The sequence below is a fragment of the Neolewinella xylanilytica genome (genome assembly GCF_002934605.1).
Lineage (GTDB): Bacteria > Bacteroidota > Bacteroidia > Chitinophagales > Saprospiraceae > Neolewinella > Neolewinella xylanilytica.
This window is the reverse complement of record NZ_PTJC01000005.1, coordinates 95,773-121,832: the sequence shown is the minus strand read 5'-3', so window position 1 is coordinate 121,832 and position 26,060 is coordinate 95,773. Positions and strand designations below refer to the sequence as shown.

At 60.3% G+C, this 26,060-nt stretch carries 20 protein-coding genes; 9 read left to right on the top strand and 11 right to left on the bottom strand.

The genetic code is table 11. The features are described 5' to 3' along the window. The first annotated feature begins 169 nt into the window (after nucleotides 1–169). From CLV84_RS00430 to CLV84_RS00420, 3 genes are all read left to right on the top strand, one after another. Entirely contained in the window at nucleotides 170–1,171 is a 1,002-nt protein-coding gene (locus CLV84_RS00430) for a T9SS type A sorting domain-containing protein (protein ID WP_146088658.1), read from the top strand. A 340-nt stretch (nucleotides 1,172–1,511) separates the two neighbouring features. Further along, nucleotides 1,512–3,032, top strand: coding sequence for a S10 family peptidase (locus tag CLV84_RS00425; protein ID WP_104417770.1), 1,521 nt, complete (start codon nucleotides 1,512–1,514; stop codon nucleotides 3,030–3,032). Nucleotides 3,033–3,787: 755 nt separating this feature from the next. Beyond that, entirely contained in the window at nucleotides 3,788–4,888 is a 1,101-nt protein-coding gene (locus tag CLV84_RS00420) for a tryptophan 2,3-dioxygenase family protein (protein WP_104417769.1), read from the top strand. On the opposite strand, the gene CLV84_RS00415 is transcribed toward CLV84_RS00420, so the two are convergent. Continuing rightward, entirely contained in the window at nucleotides 4,885–8,340 is a 3,456-nt protein-coding gene (locus CLV84_RS00415; RefSeq protein WP_104417768.1) for a ThuA domain-containing protein, read from the bottom strand. The genes CLV84_RS00420 and CLV84_RS00415 overlap by 4 nt on opposite strands. A gap of 92 nt (nucleotides 8,341–8,432) precedes the next feature. On the opposite strand from CLV84_RS00415, the gene CLV84_RS00410 reads away from it, so the two are divergent. After that, complete coding sequence (locus CLV84_RS00410; RefSeq protein WP_211295109.1) at nucleotides 8,433–9,227, top strand: NUDIX hydrolase; 795 nt, start codon at nucleotides 8,433–8,435, stop codon at nucleotides 9,225–9,227. A 15-nt stretch (nucleotides 9,228–9,242) separates the two neighbouring features. On the opposite strand, the gene CLV84_RS00405 is transcribed toward CLV84_RS00410, so the two are convergent. From CLV84_RS00405 to CLV84_RS00395, 3 genes are read right to left on the bottom strand one after another with little or no spacing between them, the layout of a single operon-like run. Continuing rightward, on the bottom strand, nucleotides 9,243–9,692 hold the full coding sequence (locus tag CLV84_RS00405; protein ID WP_104417767.1) for a GNAT family N-acetyltransferase: 450 nt from the start codon (nucleotides 9,690–9,692) through the stop codon (nucleotides 9,243–9,245). Then, nucleotides 9,689–10,597, bottom strand: a complete 909-nt coding sequence (locus CLV84_RS00400; RefSeq protein WP_104417766.1) for a nucleoside hydrolase — start codon at nucleotides 10,595–10,597, stop codon at nucleotides 9,689–9,691. Before CLV84_RS00400 ends, CLV84_RS00405 begins: the two co-directional genes overlap by 4 nt. 37 nt (nucleotides 10,598–10,634) lie before the next feature. Beyond that, nucleotides 10,635–11,708, bottom strand: a complete 1,074-nt coding sequence (locus tag CLV84_RS00395; protein ID WP_146088657.1) for a gliding motility protein GldB-related protein — start codon at nucleotides 11,706–11,708, stop codon at nucleotides 10,635–10,637. 65 nt (nucleotides 11,709–11,773) lie between these two features. Between CLV84_RS00395 and CLV84_RS00390 the strand changes: the two genes are divergently transcribed. Both CLV84_RS00390 and CLV84_RS00385 read left to right on the top strand, forming a co-directional pair. After that, entirely contained in the window at nucleotides 11,774–12,532 is a 759-nt protein-coding gene (locus CLV84_RS00390) for a porin family protein (RefSeq protein WP_104417764.1), read from the top strand. Nucleotides 12,533–12,659: 127 nt separating this feature from the next. Further along, entirely contained in the window at nucleotides 12,660–17,105 is a 4,446-nt protein-coding gene (locus CLV84_RS00385) for a T9SS type B sorting domain-containing protein (protein ID WP_170067507.1), read from the top strand. Here the strand turns inward: CLV84_RS00385 and CLV84_RS00380 are convergent. From CLV84_RS00380 to CLV84_RS00355, 6 genes are all read right to left on the bottom strand, one after another. Beyond that, entirely contained in the window at nucleotides 17,102–18,208 is a 1,107-nt protein-coding gene (locus CLV84_RS00380; RefSeq protein ID WP_104417762.1) for a helix-hairpin-helix domain-containing protein, read from the bottom strand. The genes CLV84_RS00385 and CLV84_RS00380 overlap by 4 nt on opposite strands. A 67-nt stretch (nucleotides 18,209–18,275) precedes the next feature. Then, nucleotides 18,276–19,835, bottom strand: a complete 1,560-nt coding sequence (gene dnaB / locus CLV84_RS00375; RefSeq protein WP_104417761.1) for a replicative DNA helicase — start codon at nucleotides 19,833–19,835, stop codon at nucleotides 18,276–18,278. 182 nt (nucleotides 19,836–20,017) lie between these two features. Beyond that, nucleotides 20,018–21,220, bottom strand: coding sequence for a hypothetical protein (locus tag CLV84_RS00370; protein WP_104417760.1), 1,203 nt, complete (start codon nucleotides 21,218–21,220; stop codon nucleotides 20,018–20,020). Nucleotides 21,221–21,236: 16 nt separating this feature from the next. Continuing rightward, nucleotides 21,237–21,758, bottom strand: a complete 522-nt coding sequence (locus CLV84_RS00365; RefSeq protein ID WP_104417759.1) for a DUF421 domain-containing protein — start codon at nucleotides 21,756–21,758, stop codon at nucleotides 21,237–21,239. A 39-nt stretch (nucleotides 21,759–21,797) separates the two neighbouring features. Beyond that, nucleotides 21,798–22,208, bottom strand: coding sequence for a rhodanese-like domain-containing protein (locus CLV84_RS00360; RefSeq protein ID WP_104417758.1), 411 nt, complete (start codon nucleotides 22,206–22,208; stop codon nucleotides 21,798–21,800). Next, complete coding sequence (locus CLV84_RS00355; RefSeq protein WP_104417757.1) at nucleotides 22,205–22,558, bottom strand: rhodanese-like domain-containing protein; 354 nt, start codon at nucleotides 22,556–22,558, stop codon at nucleotides 22,205–22,207. Before CLV84_RS00355 ends, CLV84_RS00360 begins: the two co-directional genes overlap by 4 nt. A gap of 38 nt (nucleotides 22,559–22,596) precedes the next feature. Between CLV84_RS00355 and CLV84_RS00350 the strand changes: the two genes are divergently transcribed. From CLV84_RS00350 to CLV84_RS00340, 3 genes are all read left to right on the top strand, one after another. Next, complete coding sequence (locus CLV84_RS00350) at nucleotides 22,597–23,577, top strand: DUF6807 domain-containing protein (RefSeq protein WP_104417756.1); 981 nt, start codon at nucleotides 22,597–22,599, stop codon at nucleotides 23,575–23,577. Nucleotides 23,578–23,654: 77 nt separating this feature from the next. Further along, a complete protein-coding gene (locus CLV84_RS00345) occupies nucleotides 23,655–24,956 on the top strand; it encodes a sensor histidine kinase (protein WP_104417755.1) in 1,302 nt (433 codons plus the stop codon). Further along, nucleotides 24,953–25,657 carry a response regulator transcription factor gene (locus CLV84_RS00340; RefSeq protein WP_104417754.1) on the top strand — a complete coding sequence of 235 codons (705 nt, stop codon included), beginning with the start codon at nucleotides 24,953–24,955 and terminating at the stop codon, nucleotides 25,655–25,657. The genes CLV84_RS00345 and CLV84_RS00340 overlap by 4 nt, the downstream gene beginning before the upstream one ends. Before the next feature lie 5 nt (nucleotides 25,658–25,662). Here CLV84_RS00340 and CLV84_RS00335 read toward each other — a convergent pair whose 3' ends face one another. Continuing rightward, complete coding sequence (locus tag CLV84_RS00335) at nucleotides 25,663–25,965, bottom strand: hypothetical protein (RefSeq protein ID WP_104417753.1); 303 nt, start codon at nucleotides 25,963–25,965, stop codon at nucleotides 25,663–25,665. Nucleotides 25,966–26,060: the final 95 nt, after the last annotated feature.

Here is a 26,060-nt window from a genome sequence, read left to right as displayed (position 1 = left end):
TTTGACACCCAATTATCGCACCCCGTAGCGCTTAGGCGCTGCCGGGTGCTTATTGCTTAAGAGCATACTTTAACGTCGGTTACGATGGTATTTGGTTGGTGAGCGGCTTATCTTCCGGGGGGACTATTGCCCCCGCCTTTGTTTTTTTGGCGATTTAGACACTATTGATATGCACCGACTTATCTGCGTTCTAGTAGCGCTATGCCTGCCCGCACTCTTTTCTACGCTACGCGCACAGGTATGTAGTCCGGCGGAGACGTGGGATGAATTCTTGGTGTTCTTTTTGGCAACCGATGAATTTACCGAACGGCAGAATGTGGTTCGATGCGTTGATTTACCTGAGCGTATCCTGGTAGAAATACTTCCGGGAATCGAAGTGGAATTTGAGGTGAATCTGCGGGTCACGCTGCAGTTTGAAGGTGAGGGGGCTCCGGGTCGAGTACGAATCGAAAACGGTACGTCGACGTTGCTATTGGACGAAAATAATGAGCAGATAGACCTCATACCAGGTGTAAAGCGAATTACGGTGGAACCCATCCGGGCGGGAGAGGCTACCATTTTTATCGATCAGAACCAAGGGAGTGGGCTGTATACACCGCTTATTCCGGGCGGGAAAACATTTACCGTACTGGAAGGTGCTTTACCCGTGGTATGGACGAAACCGCTCCATTTTCGACAAATTGGTTCTCAGACCGAATTCACCTTCGGCGTAGCTGACCAGCGGGACGTAGCCGGCTACACCCTCGAACGGAAGGAGGGCACCACCTTCGAGCCAGTACAAGACATAGCCTACATCGAAAACGGGTCCGCCGAAGTCATCTACCGCACCGAGCTACCCGCGCTGGCCACCGATGGCTACTACCGCATCCGGCAGACGGACTTCGACGGTACCGCCAGCTTCAGCAATACGGTATTTGTAACCGGGTCGGGCCTGGCGGCGTACCGCCTCTTCCCGAATCCAACGGATGATTACGTACGACTCGCCGGTATTCCGGAGGAGGTGGGACGGATCGAGATCCGCGGCGTGACCGGCCGGCTGGTCCGGGAGATCGCGATCGACGAGGCAGTGCCCGACCGCATTCCCGTTGGTGACCTGCGGGCGGGGATGTATTTGGTCAGTCTACTTGGCCGGGACGGTGTGCTATCTACGGAGCGGTTATTGGTACGATAACCTGCCAGGGCCGAGATACTACAAGCACCCCTCGACCTAGAAGGGCTTGACCTTGGAATGTAGCACCCTCGTGAACCTCCGGGGTCGAGCGCCCTCCGGGCCGAGACGCTACGCTGAGTCAATCCCGCCTGGAAGGACTAATCCCACGAATGTAAAGTCCACTTATCCAGAGCCAGTCGTTAGCCCAATGGCATCTCTTTATCCAAGTCAGCCCCTTTCCAGCGCCCCGCCGCAAAAACCACTTGGGCAAGCCATGGCAATTACCTTACTTTGAAGAACTCTTAATTCGTACCCACCTGATAGCCATCTGGCTAAAGTGTACGGCCAGCAAACCTGCCCTATGTCAATTCGCTACGCTACCCTTTTGCTTTGCCTGTTTATTAGTGGACGGGGTAGCGCCCAAGCCGATACGACGGATGCACCCGCCCGCACCTTCCCCTCCGAGCAAACCGTGACCTTCGGCGGAACCATAGTAGACCTCGAAGCCACCACCGGCACCCTCCGCCTGCGGGACGAAAACGATAAGCCCATCGCCAATTTCGGATATACCTCCTACCTCGCCGAGGGACAAGAAGCCGGAAAGCTTCGCCCGATTGTCTTTGCCTATAACGGCGGGCCGCTTTCGGCTTCCTTCTGGCTGCACATCGGCATTCTGGGGCCCAAGCGCATCGCTACGGAAGACCTGCTCTTCAATACCACCCCACCGTTCGAGCTGGTGAACAACGATTACTCCCTGCTCGAAGTAGCCGACCTGGTCATGATCGACCCGGTGGGGGTAGGCTTCAGCGAACCCGTGGGTGAGGCGGAATGGAAAGATTTCTGGGGTACCGACCAGGATATCCGCAGTATCGGGCTGTTCATTCAGCAATTCCTGATCGAGCACGACCGCATGAACGCCCCCAAGTTTTTGCTGGGCGAGAGCTATGGCACCTTCCGAAACGCCGGACTGGTGAAGCACCTCCAGGAGCAGGGGATACCCATGAACGGGGTGATCATGGTTTCCGCCACCCTGGATATCCACGACCTCTTCTTCGGGGCGGGGCACGACCAGAGCTACGTCGTTTTCCTGCCGACCTACGCCGCGGCCGGGTGGTTCCACGAAACCATCGCCGACCGGCCGGATAACATCGAAGATTTCATGGAGGAGGTACGCACCTTCACCGAAGACGAATACGCACCGGCCCTTCTCCGGGGCGACCGCCTTTCTCCGGGCGAAAAGCAGGACATCGCGACCAAGCTGGAACGGTACACCGGCATCGGCAGCGACATCTGGCTCAAGGCTAATCTCCGCCTCACCGACGGCGAATTCTTCCAGCAACTCAACCTGACCACGCCCGCCACCACCGGCCGGCTCGATGCCCGTTTTACCGCCATCAACCAGGATCCGATGGGACAGGAACCCGACCGTGGCGACCCCTTCAGTGAAGCCGTCCAGGGCGCCTACATGACTGCCTTCCGCGACTACCTCTACCGGGAGCTGGGGGCCGATAAGTCGATGACCTACACCAGCAGCACCGGCGGCCGCGAGGGCTTCAAGTGGGACTGGACCCACGCCGGCAACATGGGCTGGGGCACCCAGGCCGCCGTCAGCACCGCCGCCGATCTGGCCGCCGCCATGTCTTCCAACCCGAACCTCGACGTACTGATCCTGCAGGGCTACTACGACGCCGCCACCCCCTTCTACGGTATCGAGCACACGGTCAATCACCTCAACCTGGATCCCAGTATCCGCGATAATATCGAGATCGAGTACTTCGAGGCGGGGCATATGATGTACGTGGAGGAAGCTAGCCGCGAGCAATGGAAGCGGGTGGTGGATGATTTTATTTTGGAGCATTCCGGGGCTGCCGCGCGGCGGTAGGGGTTGCTGCGCAATCTAAAGGGGGGGCGTCGCTGCGCGACTTGAGAGGATGGCATAGGCGAGGGAATAGTAGGCATCGCCGCAGCGCGAAGGAGGTCAACCGCTGAGACACAGAGGAGCGCTGAGTTTCGCCGAGGGAGGTGCGGCTATTTTAAACACAGATGGCACTGCGTGCTTCACGGAGGGCTGCACAGAGTTGCCACAGAGACACGCCTTCCATGGCGGTGATGCCCGTATTGTCTCTGCGGAACCTCGGCGCTCTCCGCGTCCTCTGGGGTGAATAAACAAGCTGCAGGCTAGCTCCCATAATCCGAAATCACCGCGAACAGCGCTCACGAACCGTAAATACCACGAGCCGCAAGCGAGCTACCGCGTGAAGAAAATCAGTGTTTAATCCGTGCCCTAATCGCCGAAGGAAGCTGCGAAGCAAATCCGCGAAATCTGTGGTGAGGAAAACGAGCCGGAGGCGAGCTACGAAGGGATGCCAACTCGTGTTGTGAAGCCTTCGAGCAGCAAGCGAGATTTACAACCCACGATGACCCCGAGCGCAGCTCACGAATGGTGGCCGGAGCCGCAGGCGAGCTACCGCGCCAAGAAAATCCGTGTTTAATCCGTGCCCTAACCGCCGAAGGCAGCCGCGAAGCAAATCTGCGAAATCTGTATTGAGGAAAAAGAGCCGCAGGCGAGCCACCCCGTGCGGCAGCCCTTTGTACTTTGTAAATCGTACTTCAAATATCGTACTTACCCTCCCCCCCATGTCCGACAAATACACCACCATCCACTACCACAATTACCTGGAGCTGGATGCCCTGCTCTCCCTGCAGAAGGAACGCAGTAAAGCGGTCGGGGAGTCGGCCCACGACGAGATGCTGTTCATCATCATGCACCAGGTGTGCGAGCTGTGGTTCAAGCAGATCCTGACGGAGTTGGATTCGGTGTTGCTGCTGTTTCGCGAGGAGCGGGTACGGGAGGACAATATGCACACGGTACTGCTCCGGCTCCGGCGGGTCAACGTCATCATCGATCTGCTGATCGAGCAGGTGAAAGTGATGGAGACGATGACGCCGCTGGACTTCCTGGACTTTCGGGATTACCTCTTCCCCGCCTCCGGCTTCCAGAGCGTGCAGTTTCGCCTCATCGAGACCACGCTGGGCCTGCGCGAGGAAGACCGGCTTACCTACCACGGCAAATCCTATAAGTCCGTATTCACCGAGGAACAGCAGGAACGCTTGGGTACCGTCGAGCGGGGCGGCAGCCTATTCGACTTGGTAGAGCGCTGGTTGGAACGGACGCCCTTCCTGCAGTTCGGCGACTTCGACTTCCTGTCCGCCTACAAACAAGCCGTAGAGCGGATGATCGCGCGCGACCAGCAGCACATCCGCGACAGCGAACTAAGCCCCAATATGAAGGAGATGCGCCTGCGGGTACTCGGTGACACGACGACCTACTTCCACCACGTCCTCGACCGCGAGGAGCACGACCGAATGGTCGAGGCCGGGGAGGCGCGGTTGAGCTACGACGCTACGATCGCGGCCCTGCTCATTAATCTCTACCGGGACCAGCCCATCCTCAATATCCCCTTTCAGTTGCTGACCGAACTAATGGTCATCGACGAATCCCTCACCACCTGGCGCTACCGCCACGCCCAGATGGTGATGCGCATGATCGGCAACAAGATCGGTACGGGCGGCTCCTCCGGCCACAGCTACCTGGCGCAGACCGCCGAGCGGCACAAGATCTTTCGCGACCTGCACCACATCAGTTCGCTGCTCATCCCCCGCTCCGCCCTCCCGGAACTGCCGGAGCGACTGGAGCGGGGACTGGGCTTCTACTTCCGCGGCGAGAAGCCGGCCTAGCGACTCATCTGGCCCCCGCCACCACCCACGTGGAAACGGGTTCCGGTGACAACCATGATGGTATCGTCGGGGTGGCCGTCATTAACGAAAACGAGATAGAGGTCATGCATTGCCTGCCCGGCGTCTTCGGGAAGCTCGATGGGTATCTCCAGCAAGTTTGGCGCAAAGCTGAACTCCTCCGTGGGTTCCAGCATCCCGGACTGTCCGACTAGTGGACCGTCCGGTCCGTCGAGGTGCAGCTCGATCATACCACCCACGGCATTGGCCCGCGGCTTGGGCGCCGTGGCGGAGACCGTAAGTCCGGTCACGCCGGTCAAGTCCACGTCCCGCAGCATCATATAGGCACCGTCACCGCCAGCGATGGAAACGCGCATGGGGCCGGTGGTGAAAGGTTGAATCTTATCGGTTTCGTCGTAGGTGTGTACGCCGACGTTGCTGTTGCGCAGGATAAGCACGTCTTCCGCCATCAGCGAACCGAGGCCCGGGGCGCCCTTATCGGTATAGGCCGCGCGGAGGTAGTACACGCCCTGTCCCGGGTCGTTCTCCGGCAGTTCCGGCGTATAGGTGCCGGCCAGCGGAAGCTTCTTGACGTCAGCCCCGGTGTCGAGAGCGAGGATGTAGTCGACCATGGTCTCCGCCGCCTCCTCGTCCAGATCGGGGTGGGCGGACATCACGTTCTCGCCCCAGACGCCGCCGCCGCCGTTGATGATCTTGCCTACCAGGTAGTCGCGGGCACCGGATTCACCGGCGTAGCGGGCGGCCACGGCCTGGTAGGTGGGGCCCACCGATTCCTTCTCGATCGCGTGGCAGCTGATGCAGTCGTTTTCGTTGATGAGGCTTTCTCCCTGCATCGCGATGGCACCGGCATCGGCTCCCCGGTGGCTCCGGGCAATCTCAACCTGGTCATAGCCTTCCGCGAGGTAATCCATGGTCAGCGCTACCTGCCCTTCCGCGATTCCCTGACCGAGGCTGCCGTCTTCGGCGTCTGCTACCTCTACGGTGTACCGTATCGGCTCGCCGGGAGTAAAGAAGCTGCGGTTCGCGCCCGCCAGATCCAAGCGTACGTCGGGTACGGCGTTGCCGGCGGAGATTTGGACGTTCGATTTCGCTTCGCCGCCCTGGCCGTCGGAAACCGTCAGTTGGGCGGTGTAGCTGGCGGGCTCGTTCAGATCCAGCTTCACCTCCTTGGTGTCGAAGGCCTCGTTGTAGCCTTTGTCACTGGTCACCACCCAACGGTAGGTCAGGTCATCGTTGTCGGGATCCTCCACGTCTTCGGCGGAAAGATTGACGGTGAGGGGGAGCACGCCACCGGTATTGTCGGCAATGGCGGTGGCCTGTGGCTGTCGGTTACCGCCGTTGTACTCGATGCGCACCAGGCGGGCGTCGGGGTTCTGGGAGAACCAGCCGGAGCCGTACTCGAGCATATACAGGTCGCCGTTGTCCGCGAACTGCATGTCCATCGGGTTGCTGAATTTATAGTTCGGCATGAAACGCTCCATTTGCTGAAGGTTGCCTTCGTCATCCATCGTTACGGCCATAATCCAGCCGCGCATCCAATCGTAGGCCAGGAATTTGCCGTCGTAGTAATCGGGGAAAGCGCGCTCGGCGTCCGGGTAGTCTTCGCTGTAGAATACCGGTCCGGCCATGGCGTTCCGTGCGCCACTGCCTACGATGGGGAAGTCGGGCGAGCTGCCATAGGGGTACCAGATGAAGGCTTCCCGGGCCGGGGGCAAGGTTTCCAGACCGGTATTGTTTGGTGAGCGGTTCACGGGTGCCTCGGGGTTCCACTCCTCGCCGGAGGTTTCGGTGGCAAAGTCGTAGCGGTGGTAGGCTTTGTTGTCACCGACGAAGTGCGGCCAGCCGAAGTTGCCGGGTCCGCGCGCCTGTCCCACCTCGTCATGACCGGCCGGACCGCGGGCCGGGTCGGCCTGGCGGGCGTCCGGTCCTACGTCGCCCCAGTACACGTAGCCGGTATGCTTATCCACGTAAATCCGGAAGGGGTTGCGGTGGCCCATGGTGTAGATCTCCGGCCGGGTACGTTCGGTTCCTTCCGGGAAGAGGTTGCCCGCGGGAATGGTGTAGCTGCCGTCGTCCTGGGGCGTGATGCGGATGATCTTACCGCGCAGGTCGTTGGTATTGGCCGATGACTTTTGGGCGTCCCAGGGGAAGCGGCCGGGCCGCTCGTCGCTCGGGCTATAGCCATTGGAAGCGTGAGGGTTGGTATTGTCGCCCGTACTGAGGTAGAGGTTCCCCTCGGCATCGAAATCGATGGAACCGCCGGTGTGGCAGCATTCCAGCCGCTGTACGGCGACGGCCAGCATCTCAACCTTGGAGTCGAGGTCGATCGCGTCGCCGTTCATGGTGAAGCGGGAAAGGACGTTCGCCGAGGTATCGGGGTCCGAATAAAAAACGTAAATGAATTGGTTATCCGCGAAGTCGGGATCTTTATTCAGGCCCAGCAATCCGTCCTCGGCGGTGGAGGTTTCACCGGTTTCGCTGGTGTACACCGTGCTTACCGGCAGGGAGGCGATGGTGGTCAGCTCCCCGGTGCTGTTCTTATACAGCTTGATGTCGCCCTTTCGCTCGATAAAGAGGATACGGTCTTCATCCAGTACGGTCAGCTCCATCGGCTCGTTGAGCCCTTCGGCCAGCACGACCTTGGCAAACCGGTTTTCTTCGGGGCGAGACTGGTTGAAATCCAATTCCACGGGTTCCTCCCAACCCGTAGCGTAGCGGATCCCGGCGTAGAGGTGGTCCAGGAACATCTGCTCGGAAAAGGCTTCCGGCGTATGGCCGAGAGCGGTGTAAAAGGCGCGCCCCCCGTCGAAATCGTGGTACCAGCTCATGGGGTGAAAATCCGGGTTATTGCCGCCCTGGTAGGTGGATTCGTCAACGGTCAGCACGGGCTGGATCGCGTCGGAAATGTCGCGGAAGCTGTAGAATTCGTCGGTCCATTCGAATTGGTCGGGCATCATGTCCGTAGCCCAGCTGGTGGTATCGAGCACGGTAAAGGTGCCCGTTTGAACGTTGCTGGGATCGCTGGGGTGATCGAGGAACCAGGCACCGGCCAGTTTGCCGTACCAGGGCCATTCGTACTCCGTATCGGTGGCCGAGTGGATGCCCACGTAGCCGCCGCCGGCCTGGATGAAGCGTTCGAAGGCTTCCTGTTGCTCGGGATTGAGGATGTTGCCGGTGGTATTCAGAAACACTACGGCGTGGTAGCCTTCGAGCTTGCGCTGGTTGAACACCTCGGCGTCCTCCGTGAATTCCACGGTGAAGTCCTTCGCTTCGGCCATCTTTTTCAAGGCAGCCTGACCGGCTTCGATGGATTCATGGCGGAAACCGGCCGTTTTACTGAAAACGAGTACCGAGGCTTCGGGGACGACCGGCTCGGTACAGGCCGGAAGAAAAAGCACCACGGCTAGGATGGCGGAAAGGAGGCGAAAGGTCATTGCAGTGATCGTAGATAAGCCTCCAAGATAGTGCATCCGGGATATTGTCTACCGGAAAAGACAATAGCTCGATTGTTCCTTACCTTTTCCGCATGCTAACTGATTCAACGGCGGCCAACACCGAAACATCCGGACAACCTCGCCTGGAACGGCTGCGGCAGGGGCAGAACTTCATCCAGCAGCTTTCCATCGATTGCGTGATCGTAGGATACGAGGCAAACAAGCTGAAGGTACTGGTGCCCAACCTGGACGTGGGGGAGGATCTCTTCGCCCTACCCAGCGGGTTCATCCGGCAGGAGGAAGGCATCGAGGGCGCCGCGCGCAGGATAATCGCGGATCGTACGGGTATAACCGACTTTTACCTCCACCAATTCGGCGTTTACGGCACGGCGGGCCGGACGAACCGACCCTACTTCGACCGACTGATCGGCGGCGCGCTGGAACGACAGGGCCTGGATCCCGGGGTTACCGACGAACTGCAGTGGATAACCCGGCGCTTCGTATCCATCGGGTATTACGCGCTGGTGGATCTTACCACCGTCAGCCCCACGAAAACACCGGTCGATACCGCTATCGAATGGACCGAAGTCAATGCCCTCCCCACCCTGATCATGGACCACAACGAGATGATTGCCGATGCGCTGGCGACCATCCGGCTCCAGTTTGACGAAGGGCGGCTGGCGTTCTATTTACTCCCGGCCCAGTTCACCATGAAGGAGGTGAAGAAGCTGTACGAAACCGTCTTCCAGCGTCCGTTCGCCCGGAATAATTTCCAGAAGAAGATCCTCGATCTGGACGCACTCGAGCGGGTCTCCAAAAAATTTACCGGCGCCTCCCATCGGGCCCCGTATCTCTACCGCTTCCCCCGCCGCTGGGGGGAGTATTGAAGGGTAGCCTACCGATCAAAGCATCCGCTCCATGCAAACGCTATTGTCCATCGTGCGATACGGACCGTAATTTTCCGCCATCCGGCTGAATCCGTACTTCTCGTAGAGTCGGATGGCCGCTACCTGTCGCTTACCGGTTTCGAGCACCAGCCGCCGGTAACCGAGTTCCCGGGCCCAGGCTTCCAGTTCCTGAAGTAGGCGTACGGCAATGCCCCGGCCGCGGTAGGCTTCGGCGGTGTACATCCGTTTGACCTCCAGGGTGGTGGGGTCGTAGGGCTTGAGGGCACCACAGGCGACGGCCTCCCCTTCCGCTTCCGCCACCAGTACGTAGGGGATATCGTCCGAGCCATTGAACTGGTCGTAAAACCCGTGGTCCTCGCCGTCGGTAACGGCGAGGAAGCGGTCGAGCTCCCGGACCAAAGACCGGTATCTGGGGTCGGCGTTGGTGGTGCGGATCACCTTCATTCGTAGCTCGTTAATCGGTTCCAGAAATCTTCGGCCATCGCCGCCTCGTCGATGTCGGTGTAAAGCCAGACCTGGCGCCGGGTGTTTTCCGGTGGAGTGGTGACCCGGATCTCGGTCGCCTGCTCCGGCCGGAGGTAGGCCTGGAGGAGGGCGACGTCCCACATCACCCATCGTTCGGCGTCGGGGGCGTGGTGGAGCCAGCGCTGTTTGAGGTAGGCACCGATGGCGCCGCTTTGCTCCAGTCTGGCAAAGGCGTTGTCTTGGGCGAATTGGTACTGGATGGCCGTCGAAGTAGGCATGACGTGCAGCTCCAGGCCTTCCGCGTTGAGTAGATAGTTGGCGGCGTTGAGGTCGCGGCGGATATTGAACTCATCCTTGTTCCAGAAACCGCCCGTGGTATCGTACTGGAAACCGAGCACGTAGGCGCGAATATGGTCGGTGATATCGGGGGCCAGCGCGATCGCCGAAGCGAGGTTGGTGCTCGCGCCGATGCATAGGACGGTGAGTTTCTTTTCTCCTGCGCCCGCCGCCCGCGCCCGCTCGATGATGAATTGTGCGGCGGGGCTGTTGCGCGGTTCGTAGCCGCCCCAGGGCATGCCCATGATGCTGTCGGCGCCGAGGGGGTGCGGCAGGTCCGTGCGCCCGGCGAGGGCGAGGAGTTCTTCGTTCAGCCGCTGGCTCTGGTGCACGGTGCTGTCGCCGGAGTACTGGTGAAACCACTGGGCGGAGTTCAGGCCCACCCAGTTTACGTCCGTTGCTCCCAGCAGGTACGCAATGGCGTAGAGATCGTCGATCTCGTTGGCGGTATCGGCGTCGAGTAAGAGAGGAGGCCCGTCAGCGGACTGGGCGGCAAAAGGGCTTCGGCAAGCGAGCCACAACAACAGCAGAAGGGGGAACGAGCGCATGGCTAAAATTACACCATTCGGGCCGCTGCTTCGCGTTCTACCGCGGTTTGTACCGGGCCCCCTGCAGGATCGCCTGGGCGTCTTCCATGGCCATGAGCTCGGGGAGGGTGACGTCGGGGTGCTGGTTCATGTACGCGGCCACGATCTGGCGGCCGAGGTAGTTGACCGCGCCGCCGGGCGATTCCTGGGGCATGCCCGGGGTGTAGGGGGCCGGGCGGGTGTACTTATTGATCTTATTGACGTCGGTGCTGAAGAGTAGCTCTTCCCGCTGGAGGTAGGCGTAGATGGGCGTCTCGTTTTCCCGGAGCCAGTCCATCTGCTCCTCGGTGACTTCGTACACCACGGCGTCCGGGGTTTCCGGCATGAGGTGTTCGAGGAGATAGAGCTTTTTGCCTTCGTAGATGAGGTAATCGAGCATGCGGCCGCTGCGGGGCAGGGGGTAGCGGTCTTCGATGAGTACGCGCAGCAGCTTGCCGGTGAAGTGGGCGGGGGTGTAGCTGGTGGCGAGGTAATTGGAGAAGATCGGTTCCTCGGGGTTGACCTGGGAATAGTCGAAATCGGGGCCGAGGAAGAAATCCAGTCCGGCCGCCAGCTCCCCGTCGCCATAGAGGAAGGCCGCCAGCTCGAAGTGGGTATCGTAGAGGACCAGGGTATCGGGTACCGGGGCACCGGGTAGGTAGTGTTGGTAGTAGCGGAGGGATTGCTCGAAGTCTTCGATTAGCTCCTGTACCTCCCCGATAGCTATCGGGGCGGCGCCCGCGCCCTCCGGAAAACGTTCGGCGACCAGCGAATCCACGAAGTCGGTAAGTGGGAAGTCCAGGTAGGCCTGCAGCACCCGCTGGCCTTCCGCCGGACTGAAATCGCCCCGCCGCACCGGCACGAGGTGGGTGAAAAAGACGTCGGTGAAGCTGCCGTAGGTGCGGTCCAGCCGCTCCAGCTCCTCGCCCAGGCGGGTGGTATCGAGGGCGGGAATTTCGCGGTCGAAGCGTAAAACTTCCAGGTCGACGGATATGTCGCTCACGTCGGGCGGGGGCGGCTCGTCGGCCGTGCAGGCTGACAGGAAGAAGACCAAAAGGAGGGAAAGAAGGGGGAGGGGGCTACTAACTTTCATGAATCGTCTAAACACCGGGTAGAAGAGCTCGTTTGACAACGACTAGTAAACCCGATTATTACCGAATGAAGAAGCTCATCCTCCCCTATCTCTTCCTGCTGTCGTCGCTGAGCGCCGTGGCCCAGTACAATCCCATCCAGTTCGGCATCCAGCTAAGCCCGGCTTTCAGCTACCTCACGACCGATAACAACCTGATCGAGAGCGACGGTACGAACCTCGGGATCAAACTGGGGCTGATGGCCGAGTATTACTTCCAGGACAACTACAGCATCCACACCGGCCTGAACGTCCACTTCGGGTCCGGTGGCGCACTACGCTACGACGACAGCCCCAATGGGTTCGAGTACGTGGACATCTGGCGCGAAGCCCTCGACGAGACCTTCCAGAATCCCCCCAACCCCAATGACCTGCCCGGTGCCACCTTCGACTACTCCCTGCAGTACGTGGAGATTCCGCTCGGCCTGACGCTGCGCACCCGGGAGTTCGGCTACGTACGCTACTTCGTGCGACCAAGCATCGCCCTGGGCATCAATACCAGCTCCCGCGGTAGCCTCGAAGGCGTAGCGGGCATCGACGACAGCGAAAACTTCAAGATCGGCTCGGCGGTGAACGCCCTGAACCTCAGCTGGGGCATCGGCGGCGGCGTGGAGTACGCCATTTCGACCTCTTCCTCCCTGATCGGCGGCATCGGCTTTCAGTCGGGCTTCCTCGACGTGACCACCGATAACGATACGGACATCCTGCGCGCGGGTCGCTCGGCCGGTGAAGACAACAGCCGCGGCAAGCTGAACAGCATCGTGATCATGCTGGGCATCATGTTTTAGCCCTTCCGCCCGTTGGCGACATAAATCGATTGCGGCGGCGCGCGGGTGCAATGAATTTCCGGAACCGGGCGTTGCTACGAAGTTGCACCCGCCAGATACCTTTGGTGGTTTTACCCTTTGTATGCTTATGAACATCACACTCAAACGCCGTACATCCAACCTAGCACTGCCAATATTTCTGGTTTGCGTAGGGCTGTGCGGCGGAAGTTTATCCGCTCAAACCACGCTATTCTCCCCGCTCCAGCGTACTACCGTAGCCGCTTCTTCAACGAAGCAGTTGGAAAAGGTAGTATGCGACAGCGATGCGGGTAATGTGGCTGGCTTTACGAACATCAATGTTTCAAACAATAGCTTCGGTGCTACACCTCCTACCGGGCCGGTAGCCTACGCCGCCCGCCCGGATACCATCTTCCTTTGCTTCAACGATGGGATTACGGTCGATTTTGAGGAAGGCTCGCAAATCCTCACCGGAGACCCCGTTCCGGAAACCCAGTCCGGTATCGGGTTTGCGTTTTTTGCTTGTAATCCATCCGTTGAGGGGAATACCAAAGCGGATATCGAGGGAGACCCCTGTATCGTAGACCTCGGATTTCCACCCTACGATGGAGAAATCCTGGTTGGCGCTCCGAGCGGTTATTACAACTCCCCACCGAACTACGATCTCAACGTCGACAACGACAATTTAGCTTTACTGACCGCCTTTGGGGGTGGGGCGGCCTTCTCGCTGGCCCCCATCACCATCGACTCCCTGAATGCCGCGGACCCGAATAATGCGATCGCCATCGTAGAACGGGAAACGGACGTGACTACGGAGTGTATCAACGTAAGTACGGATCAAAATTTCACCGTAGCATTCCTGCTGCCGATCGAAGCCCAAAATGCCACCCAAAGCACCACCGACTGCAGCGGCAGTTTCGAAGTGCTGGGCGGCGTGAGTGAACTGCGTGGTACGGCGGACTACAACATCTCCATCACCAACACGGCCACGGGAGCCGCCGGTAGCGTGGCTTCGGGCCCGATCCGCCACGGCGACGTGGTCAGCTACACCGTGCCGGAAGCGGGGGACTACGAGATCGTGATCGAAGACGGCATCGGTTGCGGTTACCAGCAAACGGTTACCCACACGGCGACCTGCGCCGAGCCGCCCCCGTCGGCTAACCTGACCGTTGGTGCGGTCGCCATCCAGGAGGTAAGCTGCCCGGGCGCGGCCGACGGCATGCTGACCGCCGCCATCACCGGCGGAACGGCCCCCTACACCGTTCGGCTAATTAGTGGCGGCGGTACCCTGCTTACTACGGAAACGGTTGCCAATGACGGCGGCATTGTCGTGTTCGACAACCTCTCGGGCGGAAACTACCAGATTGAAGCGGAGGATGCCACCGGCGCCACGGTTAACTCCAACCCCCGCCTGCTCTTCCTCGACGAGGACGACGAGTTTATCCCCTTCGTCGTCGACGCCACCGGTGGGTCCTGCGCCGGCAGTATCGACTACGCCCTGACGGTGGAGATCAACGTGAACGCCGGTTCCCAGCTCATCACCAATCCCACCGAGAACGGCTACACCGTGAACTGGAGTACGGGGGAGACGACGGACACCATCCGCAACGTGACGCCGGGAAATCTTTATTCGGTTACGGTGACCAACGTAGCTACCGGCTGCCCGGTACTCTCCCAGTCCTTCCGCCTCCCGGCCCGCAGTGAAGTGATCATCGCCGGCGCCCCGGCCACCGACGATGCCTCCTGCCGCGGCTCCTCGGACGGTACGGTGACCCTGGAAGCCCGGGGCGGTGTACCCGGAGCCAATGGCTACACCTTCACCTTCTCGGACGGTGAAACGCGTACCGGTCGGACGGTCAACCGCGCCGACCTGGAACCGGGTACGTATACCGTGATCGCCACGGACTCCGTAGGCTGCTCGTCGAGTATCCTGGAGGGGGAGTTTGTTATACAGACCGATAAGGAGATCGTACCGGACGTGACCGTCAGCGACATCAGCTGCTTCGGCGAAGTGGACGGTAGCCTCTCCGTAAACGCCAACGTAGTGGGTACGCGCGGAGCTACCCCGCCCTTCGAATCCCGTTTGTCCGCTCTCGACGGTACGGTGCTTCAGGCTTATACGAATATACCGGTCGGAAGTCCGCTGGTGTACGACAACCTCCCCGAAGGAACTTACCTGGTGACCGTCCGCGACCAGGACCCCGCCGTCTGTATTACCACCGATACGTTCGAGATCGTGGAACCCGACAGCCTTTTCATCGAGGACCTGATCATCACCAACTTCGCCTGCCCCGATACCTTCGGTACCGCCACGGTGCAGGTGTCCGGTGGCACCGGCCCCTACCAGTTCCGCTTCAGGAACGACAGCCTCCCCGACCCCGTCGATAGCCTGATGACCTTCGATAGCCTGGTGGTGGATACCAACTTCATCGGTGACCTGCAGCCGGATACCAACTACGTCGTGATCGTCACGGATGCGCGGGGCTGCATTGACTCGACCACCTTCCGGATCACGGCTCCGCCCCGGGCGGCCATATCCCCGATTCAGACCGATTCGGTTTCCTGTACCGACAGCAGCGACGGCCAGCTCTTCGCCGAGGTCACGCCACCTCCCGGCACGACGATTACCGAAACGGTCTGGTACCGGCTCGAACCGGACGGAAGCATCGGCGAACAGGTCGACATCGGCACCCGCACCACCGCCGATTTAGAGGTCGGGTTCTACCTCTTTGAGGTGACGATCTCCAACAATTGCGTATCCCAGGCCCTCGGTGAGGTGGCCAGCCCCGGCCTGGTCGGTCTGGACAGCGTCGCGCTCGTTCAGCCGGTCTGTCTCGGCGACGAAAATGGCAGCATCTTCCTGTACCCCAGCGGAGGCACCCGCCCCTATCGCTACGACTGGTCGGTGGACGGAGCGGGCACCACGGCCAGTAGCCTCACCGGGCTCAGCGCCGGCACCTATAGCGTGACCATCACCGACGCCAACAATTGCCAGCCCCCCTTCGACACGACCTTCGTACTGGAAGAGCCCGTGGGCATCACCGGGGAGTTCACCAGCCTCGTGCCCGTCAGTTGCCCGGACGAATCCACCACCGACGGTTCGGCGACCTTCTCGGCGCGGCTGACCGATGGTTCGACGCCGACTTTCGATTTTTACTGGTCCAGTGGCGATACCACCGAGAACCGGATTGAGGCGACCGTAACTGATCTGTCCCGCGGTCCCATCACGGTCACCGTCACCGATGGCTTATGCCCGCAGCAATTTACCGACACCATTCCCAGTCCGCCTGAATTCACCTTCGACCAGGAAATCGTCGATGCGAGCTGCAACGGCCAACAGAACGGCAGCGCTACGGTCATCGTGGAAGGAGGCACGCCGGGTTACACGTACGACTGGACGGCGCGGCCGGAAAGCGGCAACGCCATCACCGGCGTGGGAGCCGGCACCTACGAAGTGAATATATCCGATGCCAACGGCTGTGTAGCCACTCCCCAGGAGCTCACCATCCTGGAACCCGACGCCCTGGTGCTGGCGATCGACGACGAGCTGACCACCCCTACAGTTACCTGCAACGGTGACGCGGACGGCCGCCTCGCGGTATTCGTAAGCAGCAACAACAACAATGCGTTTCCGGACAACCCCTACCAATGGACGTCCAACGTAGCCGACAACGACGACGGCGTGGCGAACGAACTGGCCCCCGGCACCTACGGGGTTACCGTGACCGACGTAGAAGGTTGCCAGGATAGCCTCCAGTACACCGTCATCGAACCCCAGCCGATCACCTTTGCGGTGGAAAGCATTCAGGATCCGCTCTGCTTCGGCGAAACCACTTCGGTGATGATCGACACCGCCTTCGGGGGGCAGGCTTCCGACCTGGACGACTTCACCTACATGCTCAACAATGATGGCTTCCTCATCCCGGTGCGCAACCCCGGACTGGCCTTCGCCGGAGCGCTGACGGTGACCGTGTTCGACTCGGTAGGGTGTAGCGCAGAACAGAATTTCACCATCGATCAGCCCGAGGAAATCACCATCGACCTTCCGAACCGCCTGATCGTGGAGCTCGGCGACAGCCTGGAGCAACTGAACCCGGTTGTCAGTCCCCCCGGTAACTACACCTACCAGTGGACGCCGGGTACCTACCTGTCTTCCGACAGCATCCGGAATCCTACCGTCTTCGCGCTGGGGAACGTCAACTACACCTTCACCGCCACCAACCCGAACGGCTGTCAGGCCATCGAGGATATTCTGGTGGAGATCGACCCCAACCGCAACGTGTACATTCCTACGGCCTTCAGCCCGAACCGGGACGGGCGGAACGAGGACTTCCGCATCTTCGCCTGCCGCGGCGTGACCGCGATTCCCCTGGTTCAGATTTTCGACCGCTGGGGTGGACTGATGTTCGAGGCCGAGAACTTACCGGTAAACTGCCTGGACGGAACGGTGATCTGGGACGGGCAGAGTGCCGACGGCCGGGATGCCAATACGGGGGTATACGTCTACACCGCGGAGGTCTCCTTCCTGGACGGGCAAACCCTGACGTATCGGGGCGAGATTTCGGTGCTTCGTTAAACCGACCGCTCCGTTAGGTCGGCTACGATCAGAGCTGCCTGTTCGGGCCAGTCCGCGCTGCGGTGCACGGCATTGGCCTCACCGGCCTGTTCGAGCATGGCGCGTAGTTCGTCGACGGGCGTTTCGGCTAGGGTGGTCAGATCCTTCACGCCGGCTTCCTTCAGTATGCCCGCGACCTTCGGATCGATGCCGTCGATTACGGTCAGGTCCGTCGGATCTGGGGCACGGGGCTCGACGATTGCCGCCCCTGACGCAATACTATCCGCCAGGTTTCGGGCCTGGCCGATCCAATCCTCCTCGCGCATGATGTCGGCTACGTACCCGATGCGGGCGGCATAGTCCGCCAGGTCCTCATCCGTCCAATTGGCGATCTGCCGGTAGGTATACACCCCCGCATTATTGAGCTGGCTTTGGTTGAAGGGGCCGATGGCGTGGATGCGCATGAGATCGTCGCGTTGCCCTTCGAAGGGAACTTCGGCCGTCCCGATCCGGACGCGGTGGCGGGGTTTGCCCAGGTCGACGGGGGGGTCTCCACCGGTGTCCGGTTTATCGGCGAGCCGGTCTTCCAGAATCCGCAACCGCCGCTCCAGGGCTTCCAGCGCGTTCGGGGACGGATTCGTTGCTCCCGCGCCCGGCGCGAAAGTTTCCCCGTCGATGCCCTTCAGTAGCTGCTCGTTGCGGGTTTTCAGGCCGATCACCTGGTCGTTCAGGTCCTCAATGGTGGTGGCGTAGGTCTGGTTGGTGGCGCTGAGTTGTTCGTTGGTGGCCTGGAGCTTGCGTAGATCCGCGGAGATTTTGCCCAGGTTACCGCTCACTTCACGAAGCTGGACGAGGGTGTCGTCCTTCTCGGTAGTGATCTTGACCAATTGGCGGGCGAGGGTGTTTTGTTCCGCGTCGCCGGCCGCGAGCTTTTGCTGCATTTCGGCTTTTTCCCGTTCCGCCAGGGCCAATTTTCGCAGTGCTTTGTTGGTTTTGCCGCGTTGGAGCAGATAGCCCAGTATGAGCCCCACCGTGAAGAGCAGCAGGCCGATGATGGCGAGGATCAGCAGGTAGTTGGTGGGCTGAACGGTGAGCCAGTAGACGAAGTCCGTATAGAGTTGCATACCGAAGGCTTGGGTGCTTCGGTAAGATAGGTAAATCGCCCGCGGGAGGGCTGGCCGCGAGGGCTAACTAGAACGGAATATCGTCGTCCGTATTCATCTTGCTGGGCAGGGTACCGCCGCCGTAGGGTTGCTGGGGCTGTCCGCCGGTGATGGCATTGGAGGGGAGCAGGTCGAAGTCGGGATCGTCGAGATCGCTGAAGCGGGCGAAGTCGCTGTCGAAGCGCAGGCGGATGTCGCGGGCCTCGCCGTGGCGGTTTTTGCCCACGATGATCTCGGCCACGCCGACGAGGCTGTTGCCCTGTTCGTCTTCCGTAATCTTGTAGTATTCCGGTCGGTAGAGGAACATGACCATGTCGGCGTCCTGCTCGATGGACCCCGATTCTCGTAAGTCACTGAGCTGCGGGCGCTTATCTCCGCCCCGCGTCTCCACGGCGCGGCTGAGCTGAGACAGGGCGATGACGGGTACTTCCAGTTCCTTGGCCAGGCCCTTCAGCGACCGGCTGATGGCCGAGACCTCCTGTTCGCGGTTACCGCCCTTATTGGCTTCCCCGCTGCCGGACATCAGCTGCAGGTAGTCGATGATGACCATGCTGATGCCCTTTTCGAGCTTCAGGCGCCGGCACTTGGCCCGGAGTTCGAAGACGTTGATACCGGGGGTGTCGTCGATGTAGATGGGGGCTTCCCCGATGTGGTTCATGGCGTTGACGAGCCGCGCCCACTCGTCTTCGGTGAACTTGCCGTTCCGCATCTTTTGGCCGTTGACCTCCGCGTCCTGGCTGAAGATCCGGCCGGCCAGCTGGGTAGCACTCATCTCTAGGCTGAACACGGCCACGCCATGACCGTACTCGGCGGCGGCGTTGCGCGCCATGGAGAGTACGAAACTCGTCTTACCCATGGCGGGGCGGGCGGCCACGATGATAAGGTCCGAAGGCTGCAAACCGGAGGTCAGGCGGTCGAGCTCGGTGAAGCCGGTGGGGATACCGGTCAGGCCGTCCTCCTTTTCCCGCAGCATGGTGAGCTGATCGAGGATCTGATTGGCCAGGGTGCCCATATCGGCTACCTGCTTGCCCATGTTGCGCTCCGTGATCTCGAAGACGAAGTTGCCCGCCTTATCTAGTAGGTCGAGCACGTCGGTGCTGTCTTCGTAGGCATCCCGGATGATCTCGGTACTGGTCCGAATCAGCTCCCGCTGAATGAACTTTTCCGTGACGATGCGGGCGTGGTACTCGATGTTGGCCGAGCTGGTCACCTTGCCGGTGAGCTGGGCGAGGTAGGCGGCACCCCCTACGACTTCCAGTTCCTCGTGCTTCCGCAGGTCCTCCATGACCATCAGCAGGTCGATGGGCTGGCTGCGCTCGAAGAGCCGCCGCATACTCCGGTAAATAGCCTGGTGGGCGGGCTTATAGAAGGAATCCGGCGAGATGATGTCGAGCACCTTGGTCATCGCCTCCTTCTCGATAAGGATGGCGGCCAGAATGGCCTCCTCCAGATCGGGTGCCTGGGGGGGCAGTTTGCTATAAGCGGGCAGGTTGGCTTCTTCCAGCCGATTACGGTTGGAGTAGGCCGTGGCGACGTAGCCGTTGCCATTGCCGTTGTTACGCCGATCGTATTGTTTATCCTTCGCCATCAGGAATCAAAGGTAGGTTGTTTTTCTAACAAATTGTTGTTGAAAAGGCTGTGGATAAAAAGATTTATACGTGGAAAACTTCGGGGTTATGCACATTCGTCTCCGTGCAGGCGTGGACGGGCCCGTAGGTGTTGTGGCCGATTTCGGACGATAATTGTAGCGGGAACGGGGACGGCTCTACCCTAAGCGACGCCGTACTTCCCCATGGGCACTTCGCTGACGTCCAGCTTCTCGAAGGGTTCCCAGTTGGCGTCGGGGGTAAGCGCCTTGCGGTAGGCCAGATGTACCCGGTGAATATCAGTATTCATCTGGCGGCAGGTGTCGACCATGAGTTTGTTGTGTCCACGGATCGTAGCCATATCCACGTAGCGGTACGTACGACTGGTGTGCCGGTCGCCGCTCTGGAACATGGCGTCGACCATCAGGGGGTAGACGCCCTGCCGTTGGTATTCCCGGGCGATCCCGAAGGCGATGCCCTTGCAGTTGCGCGGCTGCCGCTGAAACTTCAGCCGGTACAGGAATTTGGGAAGGCCCCGCCAATTCAGTTTGCCGTTTACGCCGCCGAGGAAGCAGTTAATGTCGGGAATGAGCCCGGCCAGTCCGATCGGCCGGCCCTCCCGGTTATACGCGATGCACGTCAAATGGGGGTCCATGATGGGCTTCATTTGCCGGAAGGTGGGGTAGATGTCGTCGCCCGTCAGGGGCATGAAGTAGGGCCAGTGGTTGAAGGCGGCGTTGTAGGCTTCGGCGAAGTCCTCGGCCCCCTTGCGCAAGTTATTCGACCGGATCTGCTCGGTGTACAGGCCGTAGCGTTCCCGCACCCGTGCCGCTAGTTTGCCGAGCCGCTCTCCCGGAAATTCGGACACCACGCCGCGCATGGTCAGACACTGCTCGTGGGGCTGGTAACCGCGGTTTTCGAAAAAGGGCAGGTAGTAGGGCGGATTGTACGTTTCCTGGTAGATCGGCCGATACCAACCGCGCACGAGCAACCCCCAAAATTTATCCCGCTCCCCAAAATTGATCGGGCCGTCAACCGCCTGCATGCCGCGCTCGCGGAGGTAATTTTCGGCTTCGGTGAAGAGCAGGTCGGCGACCACCGCGTCGTCAATGCTTTCGAAGAAGCCGATGCCCCCGACGGGGAGCGTGAGTTGTTTGTTTCGCTCGGTATCGATAAAAGCCGCTATCCGTCCTACCGGCCGCGTGCCGTCCCGGACGATCCACCGCCGTAGGTTTTGCCCGTCGTAGGCCGCGTTCTTTTCGCTCAGGATGCCTTCGATATCGCTGCGCAGGGGGTAGACGTACTGGGGATTGCCGGCGTAGACCGTATCCAGTACGGCATGCCAGCTGCCCCAATCTTCGTTTTCTTCGATCCGGTAATCCGCCATGCGGCAAAGGTAGGCATTACCGCTGCACGCCCTCCAGCAGGATATCGTCCAGCGGCTCGGACCCTTCCTGGTGCAGTACCGAAATATCGCCGGTGGTCTCCAGCACGACGGCCATGACCTGGCTCATTCGCAGCACGTTCGCTTCCCGGAGCTTGGCCATCAGGTCCGACTGGCTCACATTGGTGCGGTGAAGGTTGTCGTACAGGATGGTGCTGCCGTCCATAAGCAACACCGGGTCGTTTTCCGCCGCATCCGCGAACGCCTTGCTTCGGATCTTGAGGGCGGTGTACATCTGCTGAAACCCCAAAATGGTACCGAGTGCAACCGCCCCCTTCAGCAGGGAGCTATCGGTGTTCATCAGCGTGGACGCCAGGATGGTGCCAATAGCGATGGTGGACGCGAAGTCGAAGCTCGACATCTTGGCGAAGGTCCGCAACCCCGCGATCCGCACGTAGATAATGATGATCACAAAGATCGCGATCGCGGAGGCGATCGTTTTTAGGATCACGTCCCACGGCGCGGTCAGCCAATTTTCCATACTGTTTCTTACTTAAGCGGCCCGGCGGGGATGTTTGTTCTACTGCTGCTCCCAGGCCGTAAAGCCACCCTCCAGGTTATATACGTGCTCGAAGCCGGCTTCCGCCATCATGGTGCAGGCCTTATTGCTACGTCCGCCACTGGCGCAGTACACGAGGTAAGTAGGGCCCTTCTCCAGGGTCGCCAGTTGTTTGGCGAAGTCGGGATCGTTGTAGTCCATCTCCACGGCGCCGTCGATCTTACCGACGGCAATTTCTTCGGGCGTACGCACGTCCAGTAGCACGACCCCCTCTTCCTCCATTTTATCGGCAAAGGCCGCGGGACTCAGTTGTCCGTATGCGGGCGCCGCCGACGCAGGTACGGGGCTTTCCGTGGAAGGAGCATCGGTTTCCGTGCCCTGCCCGCAGGCTAGTACCCCGAGCAGTAGGACGAATAGGAGGAAGCGATTCATTCGGCGTAAGCGTTTATGCCACCGTCGAGGTGGACCAGATTTTTCAATCCTGCGTTTTTCATCAGGGTACAGGCGCGTACGCTACGGCGACCGCTACGGCAGTACACCAGGTAGGTTTTATCGGGATCGAGGCGGTCCATCTCCTCCAGGAAGTTCGGCCCCAGGTAGTTGATGTTCCGGGCGCCCTCCAGGTGAAAATCACCGTACTCCGCTTCACTGCGCACGTCGATCAGGGTTCCTTTTTCGGCGGCGGCGCGCAGGTGATCGAATTCCTCGGGACCAACATTCTTCAGTTCCTGTTTCAAAAGCTGCCAGCGGGGGATGGGACAGGAGGGGGGAGATTCTTGCACGGTAGGCTTATTTTGGTGCGGAAGTATAAAGATAACCGATGAGGGCAGTCAAGGGCTTAGCCATAATAGCATTCTTTTGGTGGGCGGCTTGCGGATCCGCCCGGAATAAGGACCGAATAACCCTCTCCGCCCTGGAGGACGAAGTCACCATCCGCATCGACGGCCGGCCGGTGCTCCGCTACGCCATTACGCCGCAGCTTCCTCATTACCGGTTCCCGGACAGCCTCCCCGCATACTACATCCGCAGCGGATTCATCCATCCGGTATACAGCCCGGCCGGGCGGATCGTTACCGACGATTTCCCCGTCGGACATACCCACCAACACGGAATTTTCACCGCCTGGACGAGCACGACCTTCCGCGGCGACCATGTCGACTTCTGGAACCAGCACCAGGGTACGGGAACGGTACGCCACGTTGAACTGCTTGAAACCTTCGATTCGGCCAGCGTGGTCGGCTTCCGGGCGCGGCTCGAGCAGGTCAGCCTCCAGCACGGACCGGTCCTGAGCGAGGACTGGCGCGTACGCGTCTACGATAATGCCGCCCCCTACGTCTGGGACCTGCGCAGCGAACAGACCAACGTCAGCGGGGATACGCTTTACCTCGACCGCTATACCTACGGCGGACTGGGGCTACGGGGCAGTGCCGAGTGGAACGAGTCCGATACCGCGGCATTTACCGGCCCGGCCCGTTTCCTGACCGACGAAGGACTGAACCGGGCGGCCGCCAACCATACCCGCCCGGAGTGGACGGCCATTTACGGGGATCTTGTAGTAAAGGACGGGGGCGGCACGTCGGGCGTGGCGGTATTTCCCCACCCGGCGGACTTCCGCGGTCCCCAGTTCGTACGCGTACATCCCGACATGCCCTACCTCTCAGTCACCCCGGTGGTGGAGCAGGGCTTTCCCCTTGCGCCGGGGGAGACCTACCTTGCCAGGTACCGCTTCGTGGTCTTTGACGGCGCGCCGGCGGACATCGATTTAGCCGCTTTTGGCTGGGGCAGCTTTCCGCGGGGCTGACATCCATTCCGTAAACGGGATGTTAACAGGGATAACGACCGACGTAAACCGATGGCGTTTTCCGAAATTAACCGGTCATGCAGACCCAAGTGATAAGGCGGGTAATCGTGCTGGGCGTCGTAGCGATTGCCGGCATCATCGGTATGCAGACCTATTGGGTAGCCACCACCTGGAACCTGAACGACACGGAATTCAGTCAAAAAGCCCAGCTGGCGCTCTACGGCGTGGCCCGCCAACTCGCGGCGGAGAACAATGCCGCCTTACCCAAGCGGGACATCGTGCGGCAGCGCAGTAGCAACTACTTTATCGTCAATACGGAAAGTGAGATCAACGCCCAACGCCTGGAATACCTCATGCAACAGGAACTGCAGCGCCTCAACCTGGACATTGATTTTGAGTACGCCATTTTCAACTGCGCCACGAACGAGATGGCGTACGGTGGGTACTGCTACGCCGACGTCGACCTCCAGCCCGGTTCCCTGCCGACCACCGACCGTACCCTCCCGCCCGACGACGATCTGTTGTACTATTTCGGCATCAAGTTTCCGACCCGCATCGGCTACATCTGGCAGAAGATGCAGCTGGTGGTTTTCCTGTCGGTCATCCTTATTCTGACGGTGGCCTTTTTCGCCTATTCGTTGGTGATCATCCTGCGGCAGCGAAGGCTCGCCCACATGCAGAAGGAATTCATCGACAATATGACCCACGAGTTCAAGACCCCCTTATCCACCATTCGCGTAGCGGCTACGGTGCTTTCGCGGGACGAAAAAGTGGCCGGCGATCCCCGCCTCAGCCGCTACGCTCACCTCATTTATTCCCAGTACGAGCGTTTGAACGGCCAGATAGAAAAGGTACTCCAGATCGCCAACACCGAAAAAGGAAACTTCGAGATCAAGCGGGAGCGGGTGGATTTGCAAACGCTGCTGCCGCCCCTGCTCGAGAGTGCCAGCGCCCGGGTGGAGGAGCGGGAGGGAAAGCTCACCTGGCAACTACCACAGCGGCCGCTGCACCTGCTTGCCGACCCGCTGCACCTGACCAATATCCTGTACAACCTCCTCGACAACGCTATCAAGTACGGCGGTGCCGCTCCCCGCGTCGCCGTGGTGGGCCGGGTAGCCAATGCGTACCTGCACCTGGCGATCAGTGACCGCGGGCCGGGGATCGCGCCCGAATACCAGCCTAAACTCTTCGATAAATTCTACCGGGTACCTACGGGCGACGTGCATGACGTGAAGGGCTTTGGCCTGGGCCTGTATTACGTCCGCCAAATTTGCCGGGCCCACCACTGGGACATTCGCGTGGAAAGCAAACCAGGTCGCGGAACCACCCTGCACCTGCGCTTGCCGCTATCCCCCGCCCCCGAAGCCGTACCCGCGTGAGCCGAGCCCGAATACTTTACGTGGAAGACGACGAGGGGCTGGGCTTCGTCACCCGGGACAACCTGGAGATCAACGGCTTCGAGGTGGTCCACCTCGACAGCGGCCGCGTGGCCCTGCAAGCGATCGAGGCCGGGGAGCTCCACTACGATCTTTGCCTGCTTGACGTGATGCTCCCCGGCGTGGATGGCTTCACCCTGGCCCGGAAGATCCGGGAGCGCGACCAAGACATCCCGATCCTCTTTCTGACCGCGAAAAGCCTGGAGGAAGACCGCCTACAGGGGCTGCGGCTGGGAGCGGATGATTACATCACCAAACCCTTCAGCATCGAAGAACTGCTCCTGCGGGTGGAGGTCTTTCTGCGCAGAAACCGGGTCAGGCCCGCGGCCCTGGCTTTCGACCCGCGGCACATCGGCCACTACGTTTTCGATGCGGAGCAGCTGCAACTCACCAACCGGCAGGCGAACACGGCCCGACGCCTTACCCGGAGGGAAGCGGAATTGCTGCAGCTACTCAGCGGCCGGCGGGAAACGGTGTTGGAGCGGGCCGAAATCCTGGAGCGGATTTGGGGGGAGAACGATTACTTTCTGGGACGAAGCCTGGATGTATTCGTCAGCCGGCTACGGAAATACCTCCGCGCGGATCCCCGCATCAAGATCGAGAACATTCACGGGGTCGGCTTCACCCTCACCGTTGCGGAATAAGAGGGTCAGTGGCGGTACCACATCAGGATGCCCCCGAATAGGGTGATCAGCACCAGCAGTACCGTAGCCATGCGAATGCTGCGACGGAGGTAATTGCTAAAGTCGCGAATGGCCTGGGCGTGGTCGGGGTAGGCGGGGACGACCTCCGCTTCCATCCGTTGACGGCTCATGATCTGCGCGGCGGTGAACTCGACCCTCCCCCGCACCAACAGCCGGTACGCCCGAAGCACCTTGGCGCGGAAATAAAGGTTAACGAACAGCATGGCCACAAAGAGGGCGATGACGATGGTAATCAGGAGGACGAACATGGGATAAACACAAGCTTAAGCGCCAGAAGTTGCGGTGAAGTAAACGAATTCAGGCACCACTGGCGCGCGAAAGGCCAAACATTCTCGTTGTTACA